The organism is Burkholderia sp. Bmkn7 (genome assembly GCF_041103175.1).
In the GTDB taxonomy this organism is placed as follows: Bacteria; Pseudomonadota; Gammaproteobacteria; order Burkholderiales; family Burkholderiaceae; genus Burkholderia; species Burkholderia cepacia.
Genome location: NZ_JBGCUH010000003.1, coordinates 1,385,259 through 1,401,766, shown reverse-complemented (window position 1 = coordinate 1,401,766; position 16,508 = coordinate 1,385,259). Strand labels below are relative to the sequence as shown.

Below are 16,508 nucleotides of genomic sequence, written 5' to 3'. Positions count from 1 at the left end.
TCAACTGCACTACCAGCTGGCCCAAATTTCCGCTTTGTCCGTTCATATCGAATGCCCCACTACTTCTGGTCAATCCGCCAACAGCACCTCGAGCGCCGCTTCTTCCATGACCCTGATCTGCTGAAACAACGCGGCACGACGTCTGCGCTTCACGTCGAGCAATCGCAACACTGGCTCAAGCGCCGAATAGTCGAGCCCGGTATGCAACATCGATGCGCCACCGAAACCAGCGATCCCTGTCATTCGCCATTGCGTCGTCATCGCAACGAACACGCGAACCGCATCCCAGTTCTCCGGGTAGACCTCAAACGCGGTGTCTGACGCTTGCGACGCAGCGACCTCCAGATCAGCCGACCTCGCACCGAACGCCGCCAGCGCTTCGACGACGCCGCGATCGACGGTCGGTGCTGGCGACGATGCGCGGGCCCAATGCCGTGCCGCGTCGATCAGTTTTTTAGTCCAGCACCCGATGCACCCGTCATGAATGCCACGACAACGCCACGCAGCGCGTGCGGAATGGACAGAAGCGCGTCGCGCGTCCCGTTCGTGAAGGGCACCTCTTTACCAGTATCGTCAACAAGACCGTGCCAGCCGACGAGCAGGTCGGCGACGATTGACTGGTCAGTGCGACCGGACGCTCGCATCTCGTCCCACTCGGTCATCGAAATCCGCTTGTACACGGCGACGAACTCGTGGGTTTCAATATCGCCGCTCGAGCTCGTGCCCGGCTCCACAACGGTAACCTTCATCGTGAAGGTCGGGGCTTTGGTCAAACAGTAGGACATACGGCCTCGCAAAGAGAAACGGCCGCATCACGCGGCCGTCTGAATGGGGTTCGAAAAGTTACTTTACGGTGATCACCAGCTCGTCATTGCCGCGATCCGGATTGACCGTCAGCGTTGCATCGAGCATCACTTTCTTGTCTTGGTCCGAATACGACGGATCGGTCAACTGCACCTTGGGGGCGTCGAACTGGACGATGTTGCCGGGCACATTGCCCTGCGTGATGGTGAGAGCGCCGGTCGTCGCATCCTTGACCGACTGCCACCAGTTCTTTTCCCCCACCGACCCGAGCTGCATCGTGATCTTGCCGGTCGGCTGACGGTCGTTGATCTCCGCTCCCTCGTAGCCGATCAAGGCCGCCCACGTCAGCGAGTTGGCGAGATCGAGCGACAACGCCTGCAGCGGGCCGGTATAGCCGTGCATTGCCCAGGTGGTTGCCTCGGTACTCGCGAGCTTCGGCCGCAGAAACTTTGAGAAATCGGTGTCCGCCGGCAGCGGCGAGTCGACGACCGGGTTGTAGACGCCCATGAAGTGAAACTTCATCTTCGGGATCTGCTTCACCGTAAAATCCCACGACACCGTCCCGCGTGCGTCCGTCAGCTTGTGCAGCAGTCCGTCGAGGTAGTAGTAAAGCGTCAGCGGCGTCTGGACGGCCGTGCTGACCGGACGATACTTCACGTCGACCTTGTCGGTGATTGTCTCGGCAAAATTGCACGCTACAAGCAGCCGGCCCCATGCCGGCGCAACCCCGGCCCCGCCGGACCCGGCGACCTCGACCTCGAAATCCAGCTCGGCGTGCGCGCCGGCCGGGAGCTGCTCGCTGCTCCCAAAGAACGGGCGAACCAGATCCCGACCGGTGTATTCTGCCGAGATCGGCTTCGCTGAGGGATTGCTCACGAGGATGGCATCCGTTGCGCCTTTCGGCACGGCCGGCGTACCTACCGCAGTTTGCAGTGCGGCCAGTACGACGGAATTTCGCATTGATTTGGGGCTACCCATTTCAACTCCTGTCAATGCGCCGCCGCGACCTCAAGCGAGGTGCCCGGCACGCGTCTGGTAAAGAAAGAGATACCGCATCGTCACAACGCCAACACCACCGTCCGCGTCGCCAGCCTGCGGCTCATCCGTGCCGGCTTCGCGAACGCCGATCAGACCGTCAGCCTGAAATCCCATCACGATTGGGTGCGTCACTTCGAACATGACGTCGGCCTCACGGTCCGGAGCGTCGGCGTGAACGACGGCAGACAGCGCGACGCCACACTCGCGCGTCGTCACGCCGACGTTCTCCTCGACCACGGGATCGGAGCCGCGATGCACGACCATCACACGCGGCTCGTTGCTCGCGAACGCGGCGAAGAGCGAGCGCTCGATCACGACGCCCGCATCGTGCAAGCGCGTCTCGTTCGACAGCACCAACATCAACCGCTCGATGAATTGCTCGCGCATCGTCGTCATCGCTTCACCTCCAGCTCGGCGACAGAGAAAAAGCCGTCATCGGTGCGTCTCGGCGGGCGAAAGATCGAATACCGCACGCCGTCGATCACGACTATGGAATCGCGGCGCAGATCCGGAGCGGCAGTCGTCTGGTACTCGATCCGATGTTTCGAGACTGTCACGCGCCCGTCGAGATCCATCTCGTCAGGGGCGAAGAAACCGACCTGCAGGTCTGCACCAGATTCCTCGATCACGGCCGTTTTGAGCATGCCTACGGCCGCAATCGCCGCCCAGATAACAGACGGGTCATACATCGTCACTGCGTCCGCAGAAGACGCACACGAGCGATACTGACGTTTGCCGCCTTCGGTGCGGCATAAATGCCGACAGGAACATTGCCGTCCGCCTTGGCCGTCACTGTGCCGGCCGCCGCATCGAAGAATGCAGCATCGCCAACGACAGCAGCATCCGCCGCCACCGCCGGCAGCTCGAAGACGCCGTCGAGCGCGTACTCGCCGGGCACGTTCGCCGCATACGAACCATATGCGACAGCCGGCGTTTTCGACGAGCCGAGCAGGACGAGATCGCCGGAGTTGACGTCCTTCGTCAGCGTCACGGTGAGAATGTCACCGTCTTGAATGTAGTTCCGCATACATGCACTCCTGTTGAAATAGACAGAGACGCGCGGCGGCACACCACACGTGCGCCGCCGCGTAAGTTACTTGCCGGCGTTGCGGAACAGACCGCGATGGTCGGTTGCCTTCGCTGCGAAGTCGATCCGCGCCTTGACCTTCAGGCCGTCGACATCGAAGTCGAGCGATTGCTCGGTGTACAGGCCCTGCTCGCCCTCGAGGTAGCAGAACTCGACCGTATCGATCGTCGCGGGATCGGCAGCGAGGTACCACGCCGTCGAGCTGATCGCGTCGAGGCGCGGTTCGACAACCGGTGTCAGAACGCCGTAGAACGGGTTCTGATCCTTCGCGACGGTCGGCGTGTACTGGTTGCTCGTGTACTGGCCAGCGACCGTCTCGAGCGCCGCCGGCACGAGCAGATACTTCGGCATCACATTCACGACCGAATCGTCGCCCGGTGCCTTCTGCGTACGCATTTTGGTGCGCCCTTCGGACAGCGAGTCGATGCTGATCGCAGCTGCCGTACCGATGTTGTTGTGCGCGGCATCGAATAGCGGCTTGCCGTCAGCCATCTTGCCGCCGCCCGTCAGTGCGCCGTAGACCAGGTCCGATTCGAGGTTCGCAGCTGCACGGCCGAAGAACAGCGGCACACGCTCGAGTGCCGACAGATCGTCGTTGATGATCATCTGGCGCGTGAAGCTGATCACTTTGCCGTAAGTGCCGAGCTGGATCACTTCGCCGCCGTCGACAAGGGTGCCGGTCTTGTACTCGCCGGCCTCGTTCACCTTCTCGAGCTTAAGGTTGCCGTCGACCATCACGCGCGTAGCCGCGCGGAAGTCGGTCAGAACGCCCTGACGCGCCCACGTCGTGAACGAGCGCGGCGCTGCCGCGTACGCGTCGCGCAGCGTGCGATTGATCACGTTACCGAACACGACAGGCAGATCCGACGTCGTGTGGTAGCCGCCGCGCTCGCCCATCCCGAGCGCAGCGCCGGCCAGCGCACGGATGTCCATGCCGCGCGTGTCAACGTGTGCCGCTTCCAGACCGATGCGGCAAAGTTCACGCAGCGTCATGCCGCGATACTGGCGAGCAGCGTCAGTGATCGTGTGGCGCGGGTTGAGGCGATGCATGAGTGCATCGGTCATCGCGGCTCGGCGCACGTCCGTCTCGTCGGTGACGGTTTGAACATTCACCTGCCCGCGGATGTTCGTTGCGTTCGACCGCTCGGCCTGCAAACGCAGCACCTCGGCGCGTACGGCGTCGATCGCGACGCCGCGCTCGATGTAACTGTCGATCAGCGCTTGCTGGCCGTCGAGCGTGCTCGCGCGCACGGCCGCGCCGATGTCGATGATGCGCTGACGTTCAGCGCGTTCGCCTTCGGCACGCGCGTTGTCGGCCGCAGGCGCCGGAGTGACGTTGCCGGGTGCCGGCGTCGGGGTTTGAACGGTCGTCGGTTGGGTACGGGTGTTGTCTTGAACATGCATTTGCGTCTCTGCTCCTTGATTGATCGACGGGGTAGCGGCCCCGGTGGGTTGTGCTGCTGCCCCGCGCTCGACGAACTCGCACGGGAAAGTGGGAAGTTGCCCCGCGAACGATTGACCGGGATCACCACGTGTCGTCGACCCGGCATCGGCGTTGATATCGACGACGGAGATCTCGGTCGGCTCCCAATCGATCGCGCGATAGATCCACATCTCGTTGCCCTCTTGGCCGGGCGGGATCATCTCGATGCGGTAGGTTCGATAGCCAACGGAGACGTTTCGGAGAATCCCGTCCTGAACGTCCTGAAAGTACGGCTCCGCCGTGTCACGGCGGGAGAATCGCAGCGTCGCAGACCCGGTGCCGGCTGCGGTGTCGAGATCGGCCGCCTGGACGACACCAAGGACACCGTCCAGTCCCCGCCAACGCTCGTGGTTGTTGATGACCGGCGCGGTCCCCGACGACAGGCGATCCATGCGGACGGCACCGGGCGCAGTACTGAGCTCTTCGAGATACGGCCGATCACGCATCCAGTCGTATCGTGCGACCTGCGCGCCGGCCGTCCACGTCACGTCGACAGTTCGCGCATCGGCGTTGAACGATGAGACCGGCATCAGGCGCGACATGAGAGGCATCGACGTGCCCCGCGCCTGCGGACTCGTCGGGCTGTTAGTGCTACGGGGCATGCTTGCCTCCAAATGAAAACGCCCGCTTACGCGGGCGCTTGTGGGTGGAAATCGTCCGTCGCCGGGTATCGGGCGAAGACCTCGCTCCGCCAGATCCGGCACTTCTACTGCCGGGCGGCGGTTCGTCAGCGTTGAGCGGATCGGCGACGATCTCTTCGTCGACTTCCTCCGGGTCGTCGCCGAGTTCACGAATACCTTGCTTGCGACTCTTGAGCCGCGCCTCGATCAGCGCGATCAGGCCGTTCGCCTCGCGAGCCGGATCGATAAACTCGATACGCTCCGGCGTCCACGTGACGTCACATGTGGAAAGCTTCGTCTTGCCTGCGAGGAATGCCGTCGATACGAAGCGCATTGCGACGCGCTCGCAGAGCATCGGAATCACGATCAACCATTGCCGCTGCTCCATGATCCGTTTGAACTCCATCTTCCCCATGCGCCCGCTCGTGAAGTTGACCTGCGAGTAGTCGCCTGTCAGCTGCTCGTATGTGATGTCGCAGCCGGCCGCAATCGCACGCAACTCGATGCGCACGTGCTCTTCGTAACCGTCGCTAGAGGCCGGTGCAGCGAACTGGATCTCTTCGCCGCTGCGCAGATACTCGATCATCCCGGGTGACAAAGCCTCGACGCGCGGCGCATCGGCCTTCGCCCCGGTGATGGCAACGGGTCGACCGGGTTGATAGCCTTCATCGTTCGTCTTCACGAAGGCCGCGAAACACGCCTCGATCTTCTTCCGGACCAGCTCCGCGTCCTGATACTCGTCGAGATCGCGGACTTTCCAGATCGACGTGGAGAACTCGGGGAAACCGCGCACCGAACCGGGGCGCTTGATTGCATCGAACAGATGGATGACTTCGGACGCCGGCACAAAGTGACTTTGCATGTCACGCGGAACGAGTGCGATCTCGCCGGGGTGCCGATCGAAGAACCAGTACCCGACGCGGCGGCCGATCGCATCAAACTGCACCCCGGTGATGATGAATCCCCCGTTGTCGGTCGGCCCCGTCTTGGCGCTATCGAGGTACTCCGCTTCCAGCACCTGGAGCTGGAGCGGCACCTCTAGGCCATCGTCAGGCAGACGCGTCCTAAACCGAACGAACGCCTCCCCGGCCTCATCCATCGCCCGGTAACACTGCGCCTGAATGCCATTGAAGTCGAGCAGACCAGCCGCATCGCATTGCTTGACCCAATGCTTCCACAGCTTCTGCAGCGCCTTGTTGTCAAACTTCGCGCGAATGCCTGTCCCGATCAGGTTCGCGACCTTCACGTTCAACGCGTGCTTGATGTATCCGTTGTTCCGGACGAGATCCCTCGACCGGTTACGCAGAGTCGCCAATGCTGGCGCAAGCTCGGCGGTCGCACTGGCCCCGCTTGCGCGCCAGCCGACAGCGCGAGGACCGCGCTTCGCGCCATCGAAGCCGCGAGCAGCATCGAGCGCGACACGTGCCTGCATCCGGCGAGCGCCCCACACGGGCGAGACCGCTGCAATCATCTTGTCGAGAATGTTCGTGCGCATATCAGAATCGCTCGATGATTGCGATGCTCGATCGGGGCCGGCGCGAGCCGCCTGCGGCCGCGTCGACGTCTGCCTTGATCAGGTCGCGAGCTGCGAGCAGGTCGGCGATGCTGCGGAACGTCGTTTTCTTGCCGTTGTATTCCACCGTCAGCGCCCCGCTCGCGATGGCTCGCTCGACGGCGATCAGATCGTTCTGTGTGAATGCCATAGCTACCTACGCCTCAACCAGTTATCACGTCGGGGAACCCATCCGGTCGTAACGGGATGAGCCTCCGTCTCCTCTGGCACGGGAGCGGATACGACGGGTTCAACTTCCTCAACTGCCGAATCGGCCGCTTCCGGCTCGACCGCCAGGTCATCGCCATTCGATTCCGCAGCGCTCCCGACTGAATCGGTGTCGACCTCCGGAGCCGGCTCGGCGAACAGATCACGGACACGCGGCTCGACAACAGCCTCGACAGCAGCCCAATCGGCGTCCTGAAACGCATTGAGCCGCAGCTTCGGGTGGTACGCACATGCGAGGTTGTAGACCTTCAGGTCGAGCGCCTCGTTGCGCTTGCGAAGCTTGTCCCACCGATCCTTCGCCGGGTTGTATGCCTCAGCGCAGAGCTGCTCGAAGTACTCGTCTTCGAGATCCGTCGAGAACAGCATCTGATGATCAGCGGCCTCTAGCTCCTCGTCGCGCGACAACGCGCTGTAGATCCGAGACTTCGCTGTATCAGTTCCCACTGGCCAAAGCTGCACCCCGCCCTTGTACGTCCGACCGTTCTTCGTCACGTCCTGATCGGTCGGGCGTCCGATGATCGGCTTGTGTTTGTCACGCGCCCCCTTGATCGCGAACACGCCACGGTGCTTACGAAGCCGGCAGTAGTCGTACACGTCCTGCGTGCGGCCACCACCCGAGTCGACCGCACACAGCTCGATGCGCATCGGCACACCAAAAGCGTTGACGATCGGTGTCTCGAGCAGTTTGTCGAGCGCGGCCCATGGAGCCTTCGTCGCGGGATCTCCCCGCAGCACAATGTGATCGATCGTCCAGTTCCGCATCCCTCGCCCCCAGCCGCCGATCTCGACCTCGAGACGATCGTTCTGGGTATCGACAGCCGCAGTCAGGATGAGGCACCCGAGGGGGATCGTACGCAGCTTGTACGGCTGCGAGCGGCGCTTAACCGTCTGCCATTTCATCTCGGCGGCCTTGTCCTCGTACGTCTCGGCGAGGCCGTTGTTCAAGAAAGCGATCTTCTTCTCGACGTCGAGGTTACCGGCCTCGTGGTCGGCCGCCATCTCGTCCCACGGACGCCAGCCGAGCGGTGCGTAGATGGCGCTAAGGTGGAAGCTGGCAGTCTTCCCGTCGCCCTTCGCGGTCGGCATCCAGTACGCACTGTCATACCCCCGCTTCCATTCGTGCTCACGACCGCCGGCCCCGCATGATTCGCAGTAGTAGCGCACGGTTTCCGGCTCGCCCGGTGTGTACTTCATCCCCTTGTGCCAGTCGAAGAACTGCGGATGCCCGCAATGCGGGCATGGCACGAAGTACCGGCGCTGGTCCCCCTGCTCGTACAGCTTCTCGATCTGCGACCGACGCTTGATCGTCGGCGTGCTGTTCGCGAACACCTTTGCCCGGCGGCCAAAGTTGCTTGTCCGATTGACGGCAAGGTCGATCGGATTGCCCTGTCCGTCGACGTTGAGCTCGTACTCGTCAACCTCCTCGAGCAACGCGTAACGAACCGTCGTTGACTTGAGGCGACCTGCGCGCGTCGCACTCACGAGGTTCATCATGCCGCCGGGATAGCGCTTGCGCAGCTTGGTGTTGGCGCTGTTCTTCCGGTTTGAATCCTTCACGCGGCGGCGCAGCGCACGCGTCGCGAGCCTCATCGGCTCGAAGCGGTCCATCTCCCACTTCTCAGCGTCGTCCTTCGTCGCGAATACGCACAAGATGTTGCCGGCCGCTGTCGTGATACTGCGACCGATGAAGTTCTCGCCAAGCGCCGAACCGCCGAGCTGGTGCCCTTTCTGAAGGCCGACGACCACGACCCAACTGTTGTCGAACGGACGCAGATCGTCGTGCGTGTATCGCGTGACGTTGCTCGCCATGCCGGACAACGCATCCATGATGCCGACGAGGTACGGCGTTCGACTGTTTCGCCACTGACCCGGCTCCGGGCTGTTCTCGGGCAAGATGCGATGCCGCTCAGACCATTCGGCGATACCGATGCGGTCGTCAGGCTGAATCGCCTCATTGATCGTCTTCAGGAAAGCTTCGATCGCTCCCATCGGCGTCACCGTCTTGATCTTGCATCAACGCGTCTACGTCGACCGAGGACAGCGCTCGTGCGAGCTCCTCCTCAAGTATTGATTCGACTCGGGCCGGGCTGTCCTCGGCCGCGAGGATGTCTTTCACGCGCACCGGCACGTTCATCACGTTGTCGCGCACCGTTCGGAAGGTCGTGAAGGCAATCCGCTGCGCATCCGCGAGCGCAAGCGTGTTGCCGAGCTCACGCGCCAACTCCATGCGTTCACGTTCGAGGCGAGTCTCTTCGCGATGCGCACGCGCAGCGCGATACTTCGCCATGTGCGGGTCTTCGTTCTTCGCGCCAGCGGGGAAGTCGTCTTCGTCGTCGCCCAGCGGCGACGGCAGAGGAGCCGAGGAAAGCGCAGGCGTCGCCCGCGACAGATCCTCGAACGATCGGCGCGATTCGTCAGTGTTGCGCCGCCATGCGACCTCGGCCGCATCGGAGTCGATCTTGCCGTTCGCATTCAGCGAGATCCGCCCAGCCTTGATGGCTTTCTGGACCGAGTTGAGCGCGACGTTCATGTGACGCGCGAAACCGCGTTGACTCATCTCAGCCATATGACCACCCGTTGACCACCAAAACCGACCACCTGACCACCCCGGTGACCACCCTGAAAAATCTTTGACACTGCACGTCTGACGTGGCTCGAATTACCCGCATCGGCAGGGGGTCGGGGAGGACCCGCCGCGACGCGACTGACTCTCATCTACGGTCGACGGGTCGCCATCGCGAGCTTCAACGCGGCTTCGAACGCGGTCGGCAGCGTGCGCACCGTCGTGCTCTCGACCACCTGATTGAATCGAAAGCGCACACTGTAGCGAGGCGCGCGAACAAACATCAGGACCGGCCGAATCGAATAGCCGGAAGCGAACTTGTATCGCGCCCACACGCCGAGTGCCATCCTGCCGCCACCCGGTCGACCGACGAAGTAGCGCGCGTCGCGAAGCGGATCGCGCTTGCGACGCTTTCGAGATCGGTCCGTTTCGTTCTGCGTTCGATCACGCGACGCCTGCAGCTGCGAAAGGATCTTCGAGTACTGGCCACGGCTGAAGTTGCCGTACTGGTCGAGCTGCGCTGCCGCACCTGGCACAACGTACATATCGGACGGCAGCAATCCCCGCGCTCGCAGCAACGCTTCAACTCGTTTCACGCTACGCGGGCCGCCCGTCACTTGCGGCATCAGGTACTTCGTTGCGGGCGTGCCCTTGAACGATTCGTCGATGAACCCGACGCGCGCCTCGAGCCGCTTCTTCGTCGCCGACTTGATGCGCAACGAGCGTTGCGTGTACGGCGTCGGTCGATCGAACACTTCGCGAATCTCATCGCCCAAAGCTGCTTTGCCCGCAGCGGCCGTGTCGTTCAACGCTTTCGAGATCGCGAACGGTAACTGCCGCTGCACGTGATCTTCGAACGACGCTTCGAGGCGAGACGAGTCGACACGTAGCGTGAAAGAGCCACCAGTCATGCGGCCTCCAATGCAAAAAGCCCCGAGGCTTGCGCACTCGAGGCTTCGAGAATTCCATTTCGTGAAGGCGAGCGCCTCCCACTGACCTAACGGGCACCCTTAATTGTTGTTATGTCTCCGAGAGGTTTGCACGACTAACGCGCGGTGCCAGCGAATATCCAGTGACTCGGTAAAGGATGGCCGAATTTTATGCGCGCTCTTCTTGGTTTGCAAGATTTTCATCGTTGCATCTTCCGTCTCACCGTGTCAGACACGCTTCCGTCGACACTATCCAACAGCGCGAGCGCCGCGACAAAATACCGAGGCCACTGCGCACGGTAGAGATCCAGCGAGATTCCGAGCGCACGCGCACGCGCCGGCTCGTCGATCGCGGCTTTGCCCGATCCGCCGCAGCTCTTGCAGATCTGTCGACCGACGCGAACCCCGGATGCCGAGACACGGATCTTGCCTACGCCGTCGCACTCGGCACATGTGCCGTACTCGCGCAGCACCATCGGACTGCGGCCATTGTGTGCGAACGGCACGCGCTGCTCGTCGACTACGACCTTTCGACGACCATGACAAACGGGGCATTCAACGTCGTGGTCGGTCGGTTCGTCGCGACGTGATCGACCGATCACACCGTGACCGTCGCAATCAGTGCAGATATCCGCGCACCACTCGATGATCACTCGACGCGCGAATCGCTCGACGATGTCCGCCTTCGCGATGTCGACTTTCTGACCTCGACGCTTTTCGAGTGCCTGTTGGTGATCGAGGCCGGTGAACTTCGCCCGCGAGAACTTCCGCGACGTTCGAATGCGATGTGACAGCAGCAGAACTGCACGTCGAAGCGGGGACCGCTTCACGTCGTGCACATATGACACGTCCTGACCGTACTTCATATGCCAAAGTAACTTTCCGAGATCGCCCGCGAATGCGAGGGCAGCTAACGTGGTCTCTGCGTTGACGGCCTGATCGTTGAGCTGGCTCTGAACATTCATCGCGGTCCCGGCTAGTTCTTTCAGATCGATCATCCCTCACCCCGTTCTCTATGTTGTCCTACTGTCCCACTGTCCCAAGGAAAGAAGGTCAGGTGCGCGCGTGCGCGCTTGCGACGTGCGCCCATCCGTGTGTGCGTGTCGCGCACGTCGCACGCACACACGCACGTACGTGAGGCGGGACGCTTGGGACGTCGGGACACGGGACGGATATCGGCGCGCCGATTGATCCGTCGAGGCGCGGCAACAGTTCCAACGTGGCGCGACGAACAACGCTGACGCAGCGCGCCGAACGATGCGAGTTGAACGGCGTGGAGGCGACCATTAGAAACATGCTTCATCGGCGACCTCCGCTGCCGCGACTGCTGCTGTCGCAGCCCGCGCGACGATCTCGACCTGTTCGGGTCGCTGGTAGTACCAGCCGCGCGCGCCCTTCGTCTCGCGCTTGCGCACCCACCCGATCGACTTGATCGCCTTGCCGATGCGGCGCTGCTCGGCCGGCGTCCACTTCGAAATGTCCAGCTTCAGGCAGTCGCCGAGGATCTCTTCCATCGTGACGGTGTCGCGCGCGTCGATGAAGCGAGCGATCATCGGTTCGAACACGTCGCCTTCGTAGCGCGCGTCCTGCTCGACACGGAACAACGGCTTCTCCTCGGGCAAGACCTGCCACGGTGCCGGCAGCACTCCGTCAGCCTCAACGTTTGCCGCGTCCCATTCGGTATAGATCTGGTACGCCTCCGCCCAGATCTGGTCGCGATCGGCAGCAAGGCCCTTCAGGTTCAACACGTCAGCGACCTTGACCGGCCAGTAGCGACGGTTGCCCGATTCATCTTTCAGGTACGTGTCAAAGTTGACCGTGCCGGCGAATACGCTCTGACGCGGCACGTCGATGGCTCGCTTCGCATACGGCGGTCGATACGTGTCGACGGCCGTCGAAAAGAAGCGCTTCGAGTTCGATGATTCCGACTTCGATAACGCATCCAGCTCCGCCAGCTCGATCACCCACTTTCCTGCCATCACGGCATACGAATCCTTGTCGCCGATGATGATGTTCGCGTCCGTGAACCACCGCTGCGAGAAGATGGTCCGGAACGCCGACGACTTGCCCGCATCCTGCGCGCCTTCGAGGATGAGCACGTTGTCCATCTTGCATCCGGGCTTCATCACACGGCCGACCGACGCGACAAGCCACTTGAAACCCGCGAGCTGCACGTACTCCGAGTCCTCCGCCCCGAGGTACGTAACGAGCCAGTTCCTCAGCCGCGGAGTGCCGTCCCAGGTCAGGCCCGCGAGGTAGTCGCGCACCTCATGAAACGAATTGCGCTCGGCCACCAGAAATACTGCGTCCGAGATAAGATCCGCGCGCGGGCTGACTGCGTAGCGCTGCCCGAGCCACAACGCGCAGCGTGCGTCGTCGCGATCGGTCCACTCACCCACCTCACCACCCGGAAACGGCGGCGGCTTCAGCTTCACGATCCGCAGCGCGAACAGCTCGAAGCCGAGGACACCGTCCCATTTCGGATCGTTCGACAGAATCGCGAAGATGTTGTCGACGGTCGGAAGCAACGCACCGCTGTTCGTGCGACGCAGATCCGCGTACCACGACCGAGGTTGACGCTCCGGCTCCGCCGACGATTCGTCGTCGGCCGCGTCAGCCGACGAAGGGGGGGAATCATCGCCCGCGTCGAGCACACGGCGCGAACCCTTGTCGTTCTCTGCGGATACGATGCCGGCTTTCTCCATGTCGTCGAGGATGCGAGCCGCACGGTTAATGCCGATCTTGAGCTGGCGCTGCACGAGCGAGACAGACGCCCGACGCGCCTCACGCACAGCTGCGACCGCCTGATCGAACAGCGGGTCCGCAGTTTTCTCGACCGCATGCAGGTGCGGGAAGGGCTTCACGTCGCTCGCGGCCGGCGCCAGTGCTGCGAGGATTGCTCGTGCGACCTGCTCTTTGACGACGTGGAGCCCTTCCTCGCAGTGCAGATCGTTGAAGTCCGTGAGCTTGCGATCTTCGCGGTTCGAGAAGACGGGGAACGTTACGCTCGCATTGCCGACCGCCGCTGCTGCTTCTTCGGCACGTGCGCGGCCAGTGTTCTCGAATCGCTTGATCTGCTCCGGGCGCGAATCGGTAACGACGCGCAGTTCGATGAACGGAACACCTCCGTTGATCTGCGCCACCTCTGCATTGACACGATGAGCGACACCCCGATGCTCGATCTCGACTGGATCAGCGCCAACGACCAGGTCGCCGCTGTAGCCGAGTTTGTCGGCGAGCCAGTTCCGCATCTGCTGCTCGACCTTCCAGTCGTCATCAGCGCAGATCAGGATATGCGCGTCCGGATACGCGTCGCGCAGAGCGCGTGCGGCGAGCATGATGTTGCCGGCGTCGACACACACCGATACCGGGATCGCTTCGTCGGTCGCCATGCGGATTGACCGGCCCGTTGCATAGCCCTCTGCGACCATCACGATCTTGTCGTCGGCGTTCACACTGCCGAGGCGACATTCCGCGCCCTTCTTCTCCGTCCCTTTGTTGAAGCGCTTTGCACCGTCTGGCGTGATCTTCTGCAGGCCGACCATACGAACGTCGTCGGCCGTGTACCGCAGCAGCGGAACATACAGTGTCCCGTCCTCTGCAAATCGGACGCCCTCGGCTGTAATCTGCTTGCGATCCAGGTACGCGGACGCGCCTTCTTCAGCAGCTTCGCCCCACTGCTGACGCGCACGGTTGGCGGCCAGCTTCGCAGCGTTGCGTCGCTTTTCCTCTTCCGCGCGTTCGGTTGCCTCCTGCCGTCGCCGGGTTTCAGCGAGTACATCAGGGGGAAGCGCACCACCTTGCCACACGAATTTTTGCGCGCCGTTGTCGTCACCGCCCCACTCGCCAAACGCACCGGTGTAGCCGACTACTTGTCCGGCGCGGACGATCTCGTGCAACGAATACCAGTGCTTTTTCTTGGGGCCGTAGCGGTGCGGTTTCCCGTCCGCGATGGGATGACCTTCGGGCAATCGCGGATGCCCCGCAGCGTCGAGCTGCGCAATGATCTGATCGATCGTGGACAAGGCTCACGCCCCCGTCGCGAAGATCCGGGCGGCCCGGCGGCGGCGGAACGATGCACGTCCGGCGACGAACGCTGATTGACCTACGGAAAAGCGGTGTCTTGCACGAGTGTGGTGTGCACGAAGCGAGATTGAGACTTGCGGCAAAGTCACTTTGTTACCCCCGATTGGTTGTGGCTTTTCGCCGATGAAATTCGGCGAGGGTCGATGTTTCGAACTGCTCGAGTTGCTCGCTGCCGAGAAAGCCAGCGATCTGGTCTTTGAACGCCAGCCGATCCGCTCGAGTCGGGAGAGACGCGCAGTACTTCGCAGCGGTGTCGATCGCAACGGACGGGTCGGCATAGCGCAAAGCGTGCTGGATCACGTAACCAGCCGAAGCCGGGAACGTATCGAGCAACGTATTGATGAGGCGGGGAACGCCGGACGGCATCGCAGTCGCCATGCGCTCGAGCGCAGAGCTGGCGCAGCACAACTGGTTGCCGTAATCGCACGACAGGCCAGCCTGTTCGCGGTACGGGTTGCAGCACTGCATTCCGGAGCAGAAGCGCATAGGCCGGCTCAGTCGCGACGAAATAGCGGCTTCGGACCGCGCACGGCCAACCGAGCGAGCCGGATGAGGCGATCGAGCGCACGCTGCTGCGAACGTGCAGCTGTTGTGATGGTCGTCGCGTCGCCCTCGCTGATGTCCTTGTCTTCGAGGGCCGAGCGCACGGAATCTGCGACCTCACCCGTGTGCTTGGCGATCTGCAGCGTTTCGTCGATCAGGGCCTCAGAAGGATCACCCTCCGGTGCAGCGTGTGCCTCGGTTGCACGGAGACCGAACCGCTCGTTCAATGCGTAGAGCGCATCCAACGCAAATGGCGATCGACGCTCATCCAGCCATTCGATCAGCAGCTCGAACATCTCCATCGAGAGACGGTTCTCGTCGACCGCGCGAAGGCGCAACCGCAGTGCCTCTGCCGAGATTGACCGACCGCGACGGGCCGTCAGGAAATTCGCTGCCTCGGCTACGCCACCCGGCGTATTGCGGATCGACGTATAGAGGACGTCGAGCCACTCGGTCCCGCTGTATCTGCAGGTCATTGGTGCCCCGCCTGTTCTTGATGATGGTGGACTTTCATTCTGTTTACCCGCCTGCCGCGCACGTACGATTCATCCCAATGGGACAGGTCAATGCGTCGCCAAAGCGGTAACTCAATGCGGGCCGTGCAGCGTTTCCAGCACACGGCCATTCATGCCGACGTCGGGCTCCGGGAGATCGGCGAAGTAGTCGTAAAGGGCCTGCACGGTCGACACGCGCGGATCACGCACGAACCCGCATGCAATCTTCGTGATGGTTTGATATGGCACCGTGCTTTCGTCTGCGATTCGGGGCCACTCGCCCTTCACCTGATTCAGACGCCGCAGCACGGTGTCGAGCATCGGTTCGCGGTTGCCTTTCATCGCTCCCCCAATTTGAGAATCACCCGGAAACTTCCGTATGCGGAATTTTACACAACTTCCAAAATTCCTCATAGGGAATTCCATATATGGAATGATTCCCTCCATGAGCAAAGACATTTCCATGCGGCAACTTCTGGCAGACAGGGTGCGTCTCTGGATGGGCCGTGTACCGGCCGCAGACACACAGGCAAAGCTCGCGGCACGCGCAAAAATGTCGCAGAGCTCGATTCACCGTGTGCTGAACCTGGGCACCGAGCCTGAGCTGGCGACGGCATATAAGCTGGCGACGGCTTTTGGAATCTCGATCGCGCAACTCCTCGACGACGACGATCGTGATGGGTCTCGCGCACTCCCGATCGACCCAAAACGCTTTGCTCGCTTGCCGGCAGGAGAGCGGGACAAGATTCAGGCGTTCGCCGAGTTTGTGATCGCAACATACGAGGCCAGCACGGGAGGTGCCGGCGAACTGACATCTGTATCGGAGACCATTCCGGCCACAGACGACGAGCGCTCGCTCGTCGAACGCGTCGCTCAACGTGATCTAACCACTGATACGCTGAGCGAACATGAGACCAATAGCCAATCGGCCCAAAGACGCCGCAAACTCCGAGGCGCAAGCAACAGTCACTGACCTCTCGTCATATCGGTCGCGGCACGAGAGTGCCGCACGCACCACCACGCAGCCAGCGCAGAGCAATCTCGAAGCACGCCACCTGCGCATCGCATCACACCTCAGCTC

The 16,508-nt window shown here is 62.2% G+C and carries 19 protein-coding genes; 2 read left to right on the top strand and 17 right to left on the bottom strand.

The annotated features are described in order from the left end of the window. Nucleotides 1–69: 69 nt before the first annotated feature. From AB3K92_RS28115 to AB3K92_RS28060, 12 genes are all read right to left on the bottom strand, one after another. Entirely contained in the window at nt 70–345 is a 276-nt protein-coding gene (locus AB3K92_RS28115; protein WP_063813031.1) for a DUF1799 domain-containing protein, read from the bottom strand. Nucleotides 346–446: 101 nt separating this feature from the next. Next, nucleotides 447–749 carry a hypothetical protein gene (locus tag AB3K92_RS28110; protein ID WP_369466274.1) on the bottom strand — a complete coding sequence of 101 codons (303 nt, stop codon included), beginning with the start codon at nt 747–749 and terminating at the stop codon, nt 447–449. Between the two features lie 94 nt (nt 750–843). Beyond that, entirely contained in the window at nt 844–1,782 is a 939-nt protein-coding gene (locus tag AB3K92_RS28105) for a phage tail tube protein (protein ID WP_226257477.1), read from the bottom strand. Nucleotides 1,783–1,812: 30 nt separating this feature from the next. Further along, complete coding sequence (locus AB3K92_RS28100) at nt 1,813–2,238, bottom strand: hypothetical protein (protein WP_369466272.1); 426 nt, start codon at nt 2,236–2,238, stop codon at nt 1,813–1,815. Further along, complete coding sequence (locus AB3K92_RS28095; RefSeq protein WP_060331543.1) at nt 2,235–2,531, bottom strand: hypothetical protein; 297 nt, start codon at nt 2,529–2,531, stop codon at nt 2,235–2,237. Before AB3K92_RS28095 ends, AB3K92_RS28100 begins: the two co-directional genes overlap by 4 nt. A 2-nt stretch (nt 2,532–2,533) precedes the next feature. After that, nucleotides 2,534–2,869 carry a capsid cement protein gene (locus AB3K92_RS28090; RefSeq protein WP_369466270.1) on the bottom strand — a complete coding sequence of 112 codons (336 nt, stop codon included), beginning with the start codon at nt 2,867–2,869 and terminating at the stop codon, nt 2,534–2,536. A 66-nt stretch (nt 2,870–2,935) separates the two neighbouring features. Beyond that, nucleotides 2,936–4,954, bottom strand: coding sequence for a prohead protease/major capsid protein fusion protein (locus AB3K92_RS28085; RefSeq protein ID WP_369466267.1), 2,019 nt, complete (start codon nt 4,952–4,954; stop codon nt 2,936–2,938). Between the two features lie 49 nt (nt 4,955–5,003). Beyond that, the gene (locus AB3K92_RS28080; protein WP_369466266.1) at nt 5,004–6,527 is read right to left on the bottom strand and encodes a phage portal protein; all 1,524 of its coding nucleotides are present in this window, start codon (nt 6,525–6,527) and stop codon (nt 5,004–5,006) included. 1 nt (nt 6,528) lies between these two features. Further along, nucleotides 6,529–6,735: a phage head-tail joining protein gene (locus AB3K92_RS28075; RefSeq protein ID WP_059670916.1), complete on the bottom strand. Its 207-nt coding sequence runs from the start codon at nt 6,733–6,735 to the stop codon at nt 6,529–6,531. A 2-nt stretch (nt 6,736–6,737) separates the two neighbouring features. Beyond that, nucleotides 6,738–8,801, bottom strand: coding sequence for a phage terminase large subunit family protein (locus tag AB3K92_RS28070; protein WP_369466264.1), 2,064 nt, complete (start codon nt 8,799–8,801; stop codon nt 6,738–6,740). Then, complete coding sequence (locus AB3K92_RS28065) at nt 8,764–9,342, bottom strand: hypothetical protein (RefSeq protein ID WP_369466263.1); 579 nt, start codon at nt 9,340–9,342, stop codon at nt 8,764–8,766. The genes AB3K92_RS28070 and AB3K92_RS28065 overlap by 38 nt, the downstream gene beginning before the upstream one ends. 185 nt (nt 9,343–9,527) lie before the next feature. Next, a complete protein-coding gene (locus AB3K92_RS28060) occupies nt 9,528–10,001 on the bottom strand; it encodes a hypothetical protein (RefSeq protein ID WP_369466261.1) in 474 nt (157 codons plus the stop codon). A gap of 40 nt (nt 10,002–10,041) precedes the next feature. Between AB3K92_RS28060 and AB3K92_RS28055 the strand changes: the two genes are divergently transcribed. Then, complete coding sequence (locus tag AB3K92_RS28055; RefSeq protein ID WP_369466260.1) at nt 10,042–10,224, top strand: hypothetical protein; 183 nt, start codon at nt 10,042–10,044, stop codon at nt 10,222–10,224. A gap of 280 nt (nt 10,225–10,504) precedes the next feature. Here the strand turns inward: AB3K92_RS28055 and AB3K92_RS28050 are convergent, their stop codons facing one another. From AB3K92_RS28050 to AB3K92_RS28030, 5 genes are all read right to left on the bottom strand, one after another. Continuing rightward, complete coding sequence (locus tag AB3K92_RS28050; protein ID WP_369466258.1) at nt 10,505–11,302, bottom strand: hypothetical protein; 798 nt, start codon at nt 11,300–11,302, stop codon at nt 10,505–10,507. Nucleotides 11,303–11,590: 288 nt separating this feature from the next. After that, a complete protein-coding gene (locus AB3K92_RS28045; protein ID WP_369466256.1) occupies nt 11,591–14,329 on the bottom strand; it encodes a VapE domain-containing protein in 2,739 nt (912 codons plus the stop codon). A gap of 154 nt (nt 14,330–14,483) precedes the next feature. Next, the gene (locus AB3K92_RS28040) at nt 14,484–14,876 is read right to left on the bottom strand and encodes a hypothetical protein (protein WP_369466255.1); all 393 of its coding nucleotides are present in this window, start codon (nt 14,874–14,876) and stop codon (nt 14,484–14,486) included. 8 nt (nt 14,877–14,884) lie between these two features. Further along, the gene (locus AB3K92_RS28035) at nt 14,885–15,409 is read right to left on the bottom strand and encodes a hypothetical protein (RefSeq protein WP_369466253.1); all 525 of its coding nucleotides are present in this window, start codon (nt 15,407–15,409) and stop codon (nt 14,885–14,887) included. A 111-nt stretch (nt 15,410–15,520) separates the two neighbouring features. After that, nucleotides 15,521–15,769 carry a hypothetical protein gene (locus AB3K92_RS28030; RefSeq protein WP_244117125.1) on the bottom strand — a complete coding sequence of 83 codons (249 nt, stop codon included), beginning with the start codon at nt 15,767–15,769 and terminating at the stop codon, nt 15,521–15,523. A 103-nt stretch (nt 15,770–15,872) separates the two neighbouring features. Here AB3K92_RS28030 and AB3K92_RS28025 point away from each other — a divergent pair, with 103 nt between their 5' ends. Beyond that, complete coding sequence (locus AB3K92_RS28025) at nt 15,873–16,400, top strand: helix-turn-helix transcriptional regulator (RefSeq protein WP_175897830.1); 528 nt, start codon at nt 15,873–15,875, stop codon at nt 16,398–16,400. Nucleotides 16,401–16,508: the final 108 nt, after the last annotated feature.

Bases quoted from the DNA above. Each gene is read 5' to 3' on its own strand.
- AB3K92_RS28110 (WP_369466274.1), bottom strand. From the start codon at position 749: ATGAAGGTTACCGTTGTGGAGCCGGGCACGAGCTCGAGCGGCGATATT.
- AB3K92_RS28105 (WP_226257477.1), bottom strand. From the start codon at position 1,782: ATGGGTAGCCCCAAATCAATGCGAAATTCCGTCGTACTGGCCGCACTG.
- AB3K92_RS28100 (WP_369466272.1), bottom strand. From the start codon at position 2,238: ATGACGACGATGCGCGAGCAATTCATCGAGCGGTTGATGTTGGTGCTG.
- AB3K92_RS28095 (WP_060331543.1), bottom strand. From the start codon at position 2,531: ATGTATGACCCGTCTGTTATCTGGGCGGCGATTGCGGCCGTAGGCATG.
- AB3K92_RS28090 (WP_369466270.1), bottom strand. From the start codon at position 2,869: ATGCGGAACTACATTCAAGACGGTGACATTCTCACCGTGACGCTGACG.
- AB3K92_RS28085 (WP_369466267.1), bottom strand. From the start codon at position 4,954: ATGTCGCGCCTGATGCCGGTCTCATCGTTCAACGCCGATGCGCGAACT.
- AB3K92_RS28080 (WP_369466266.1), bottom strand. From the start codon at position 6,527: ATGCGCACGAACATTCTCGACAAGATGATTGCAGCGGTCTCGCCCGTG.
- AB3K92_RS28075 (WP_059670916.1), bottom strand. From the start codon at position 6,735: ATGGCATTCACACAGAACGATCTGATCGCCGTCGAGCGAGCCATCGCG.
- AB3K92_RS28070 (WP_369466264.1), bottom strand. From the start codon at position 8,801: ATGGGAGCGATCGAAGCTTTCCTGAAGACGATCAATGAGGCGATTCAG.
- AB3K92_RS28065 (WP_369466263.1), bottom strand. From the start codon at position 9,342: ATGAACGTCGCGCTCAACTCGGTCCAGAAAGCCATCAAGGCTGGGCGG.
- AB3K92_RS28060 (WP_369466261.1), bottom strand. From the start codon at position 10,001: ATGCCGCAAGTGACGGGCGGCCCGCGTAGCGTGAAACGAGTTGAAGCG.
- AB3K92_RS28055 (WP_369466260.1), top strand. From the start codon at position 10,042: ATGAACCCGACGCGCGCCTCGAGCCGCTTCTTCGTCGCCGACTTGATG.
- AB3K92_RS28050 (WP_369466258.1), bottom strand. From the start codon at position 11,302: ATGATCGATCTGAAAGAACTAGCCGGGACCGCGATGAATGTTCAGAGC.
- AB3K92_RS28040 (WP_369466255.1), bottom strand. From the start codon at position 14,876: ATGCGCTTCTGCTCCGGAATGCAGTGCTGCAACCCGTACCGCGAACAG.
- AB3K92_RS28035 (WP_369466253.1), bottom strand. From the start codon at position 15,409: ATGACCTGCAGATACAGCGGGACCGAGTGGCTCGACGTCCTCTATACG.
- AB3K92_RS28030 (WP_244117125.1), bottom strand. From the start codon at position 15,769: ATGAAAGGCAACCGCGAACCGATGCTCGACACCGTGCTGCGGCGTCTG.
- AB3K92_RS28025 (WP_175897830.1), top strand. From the start codon at position 15,873: ATGAGCAAAGACATTTCCATGCGGCAACTTCTGGCAGACAGGGTGCGT.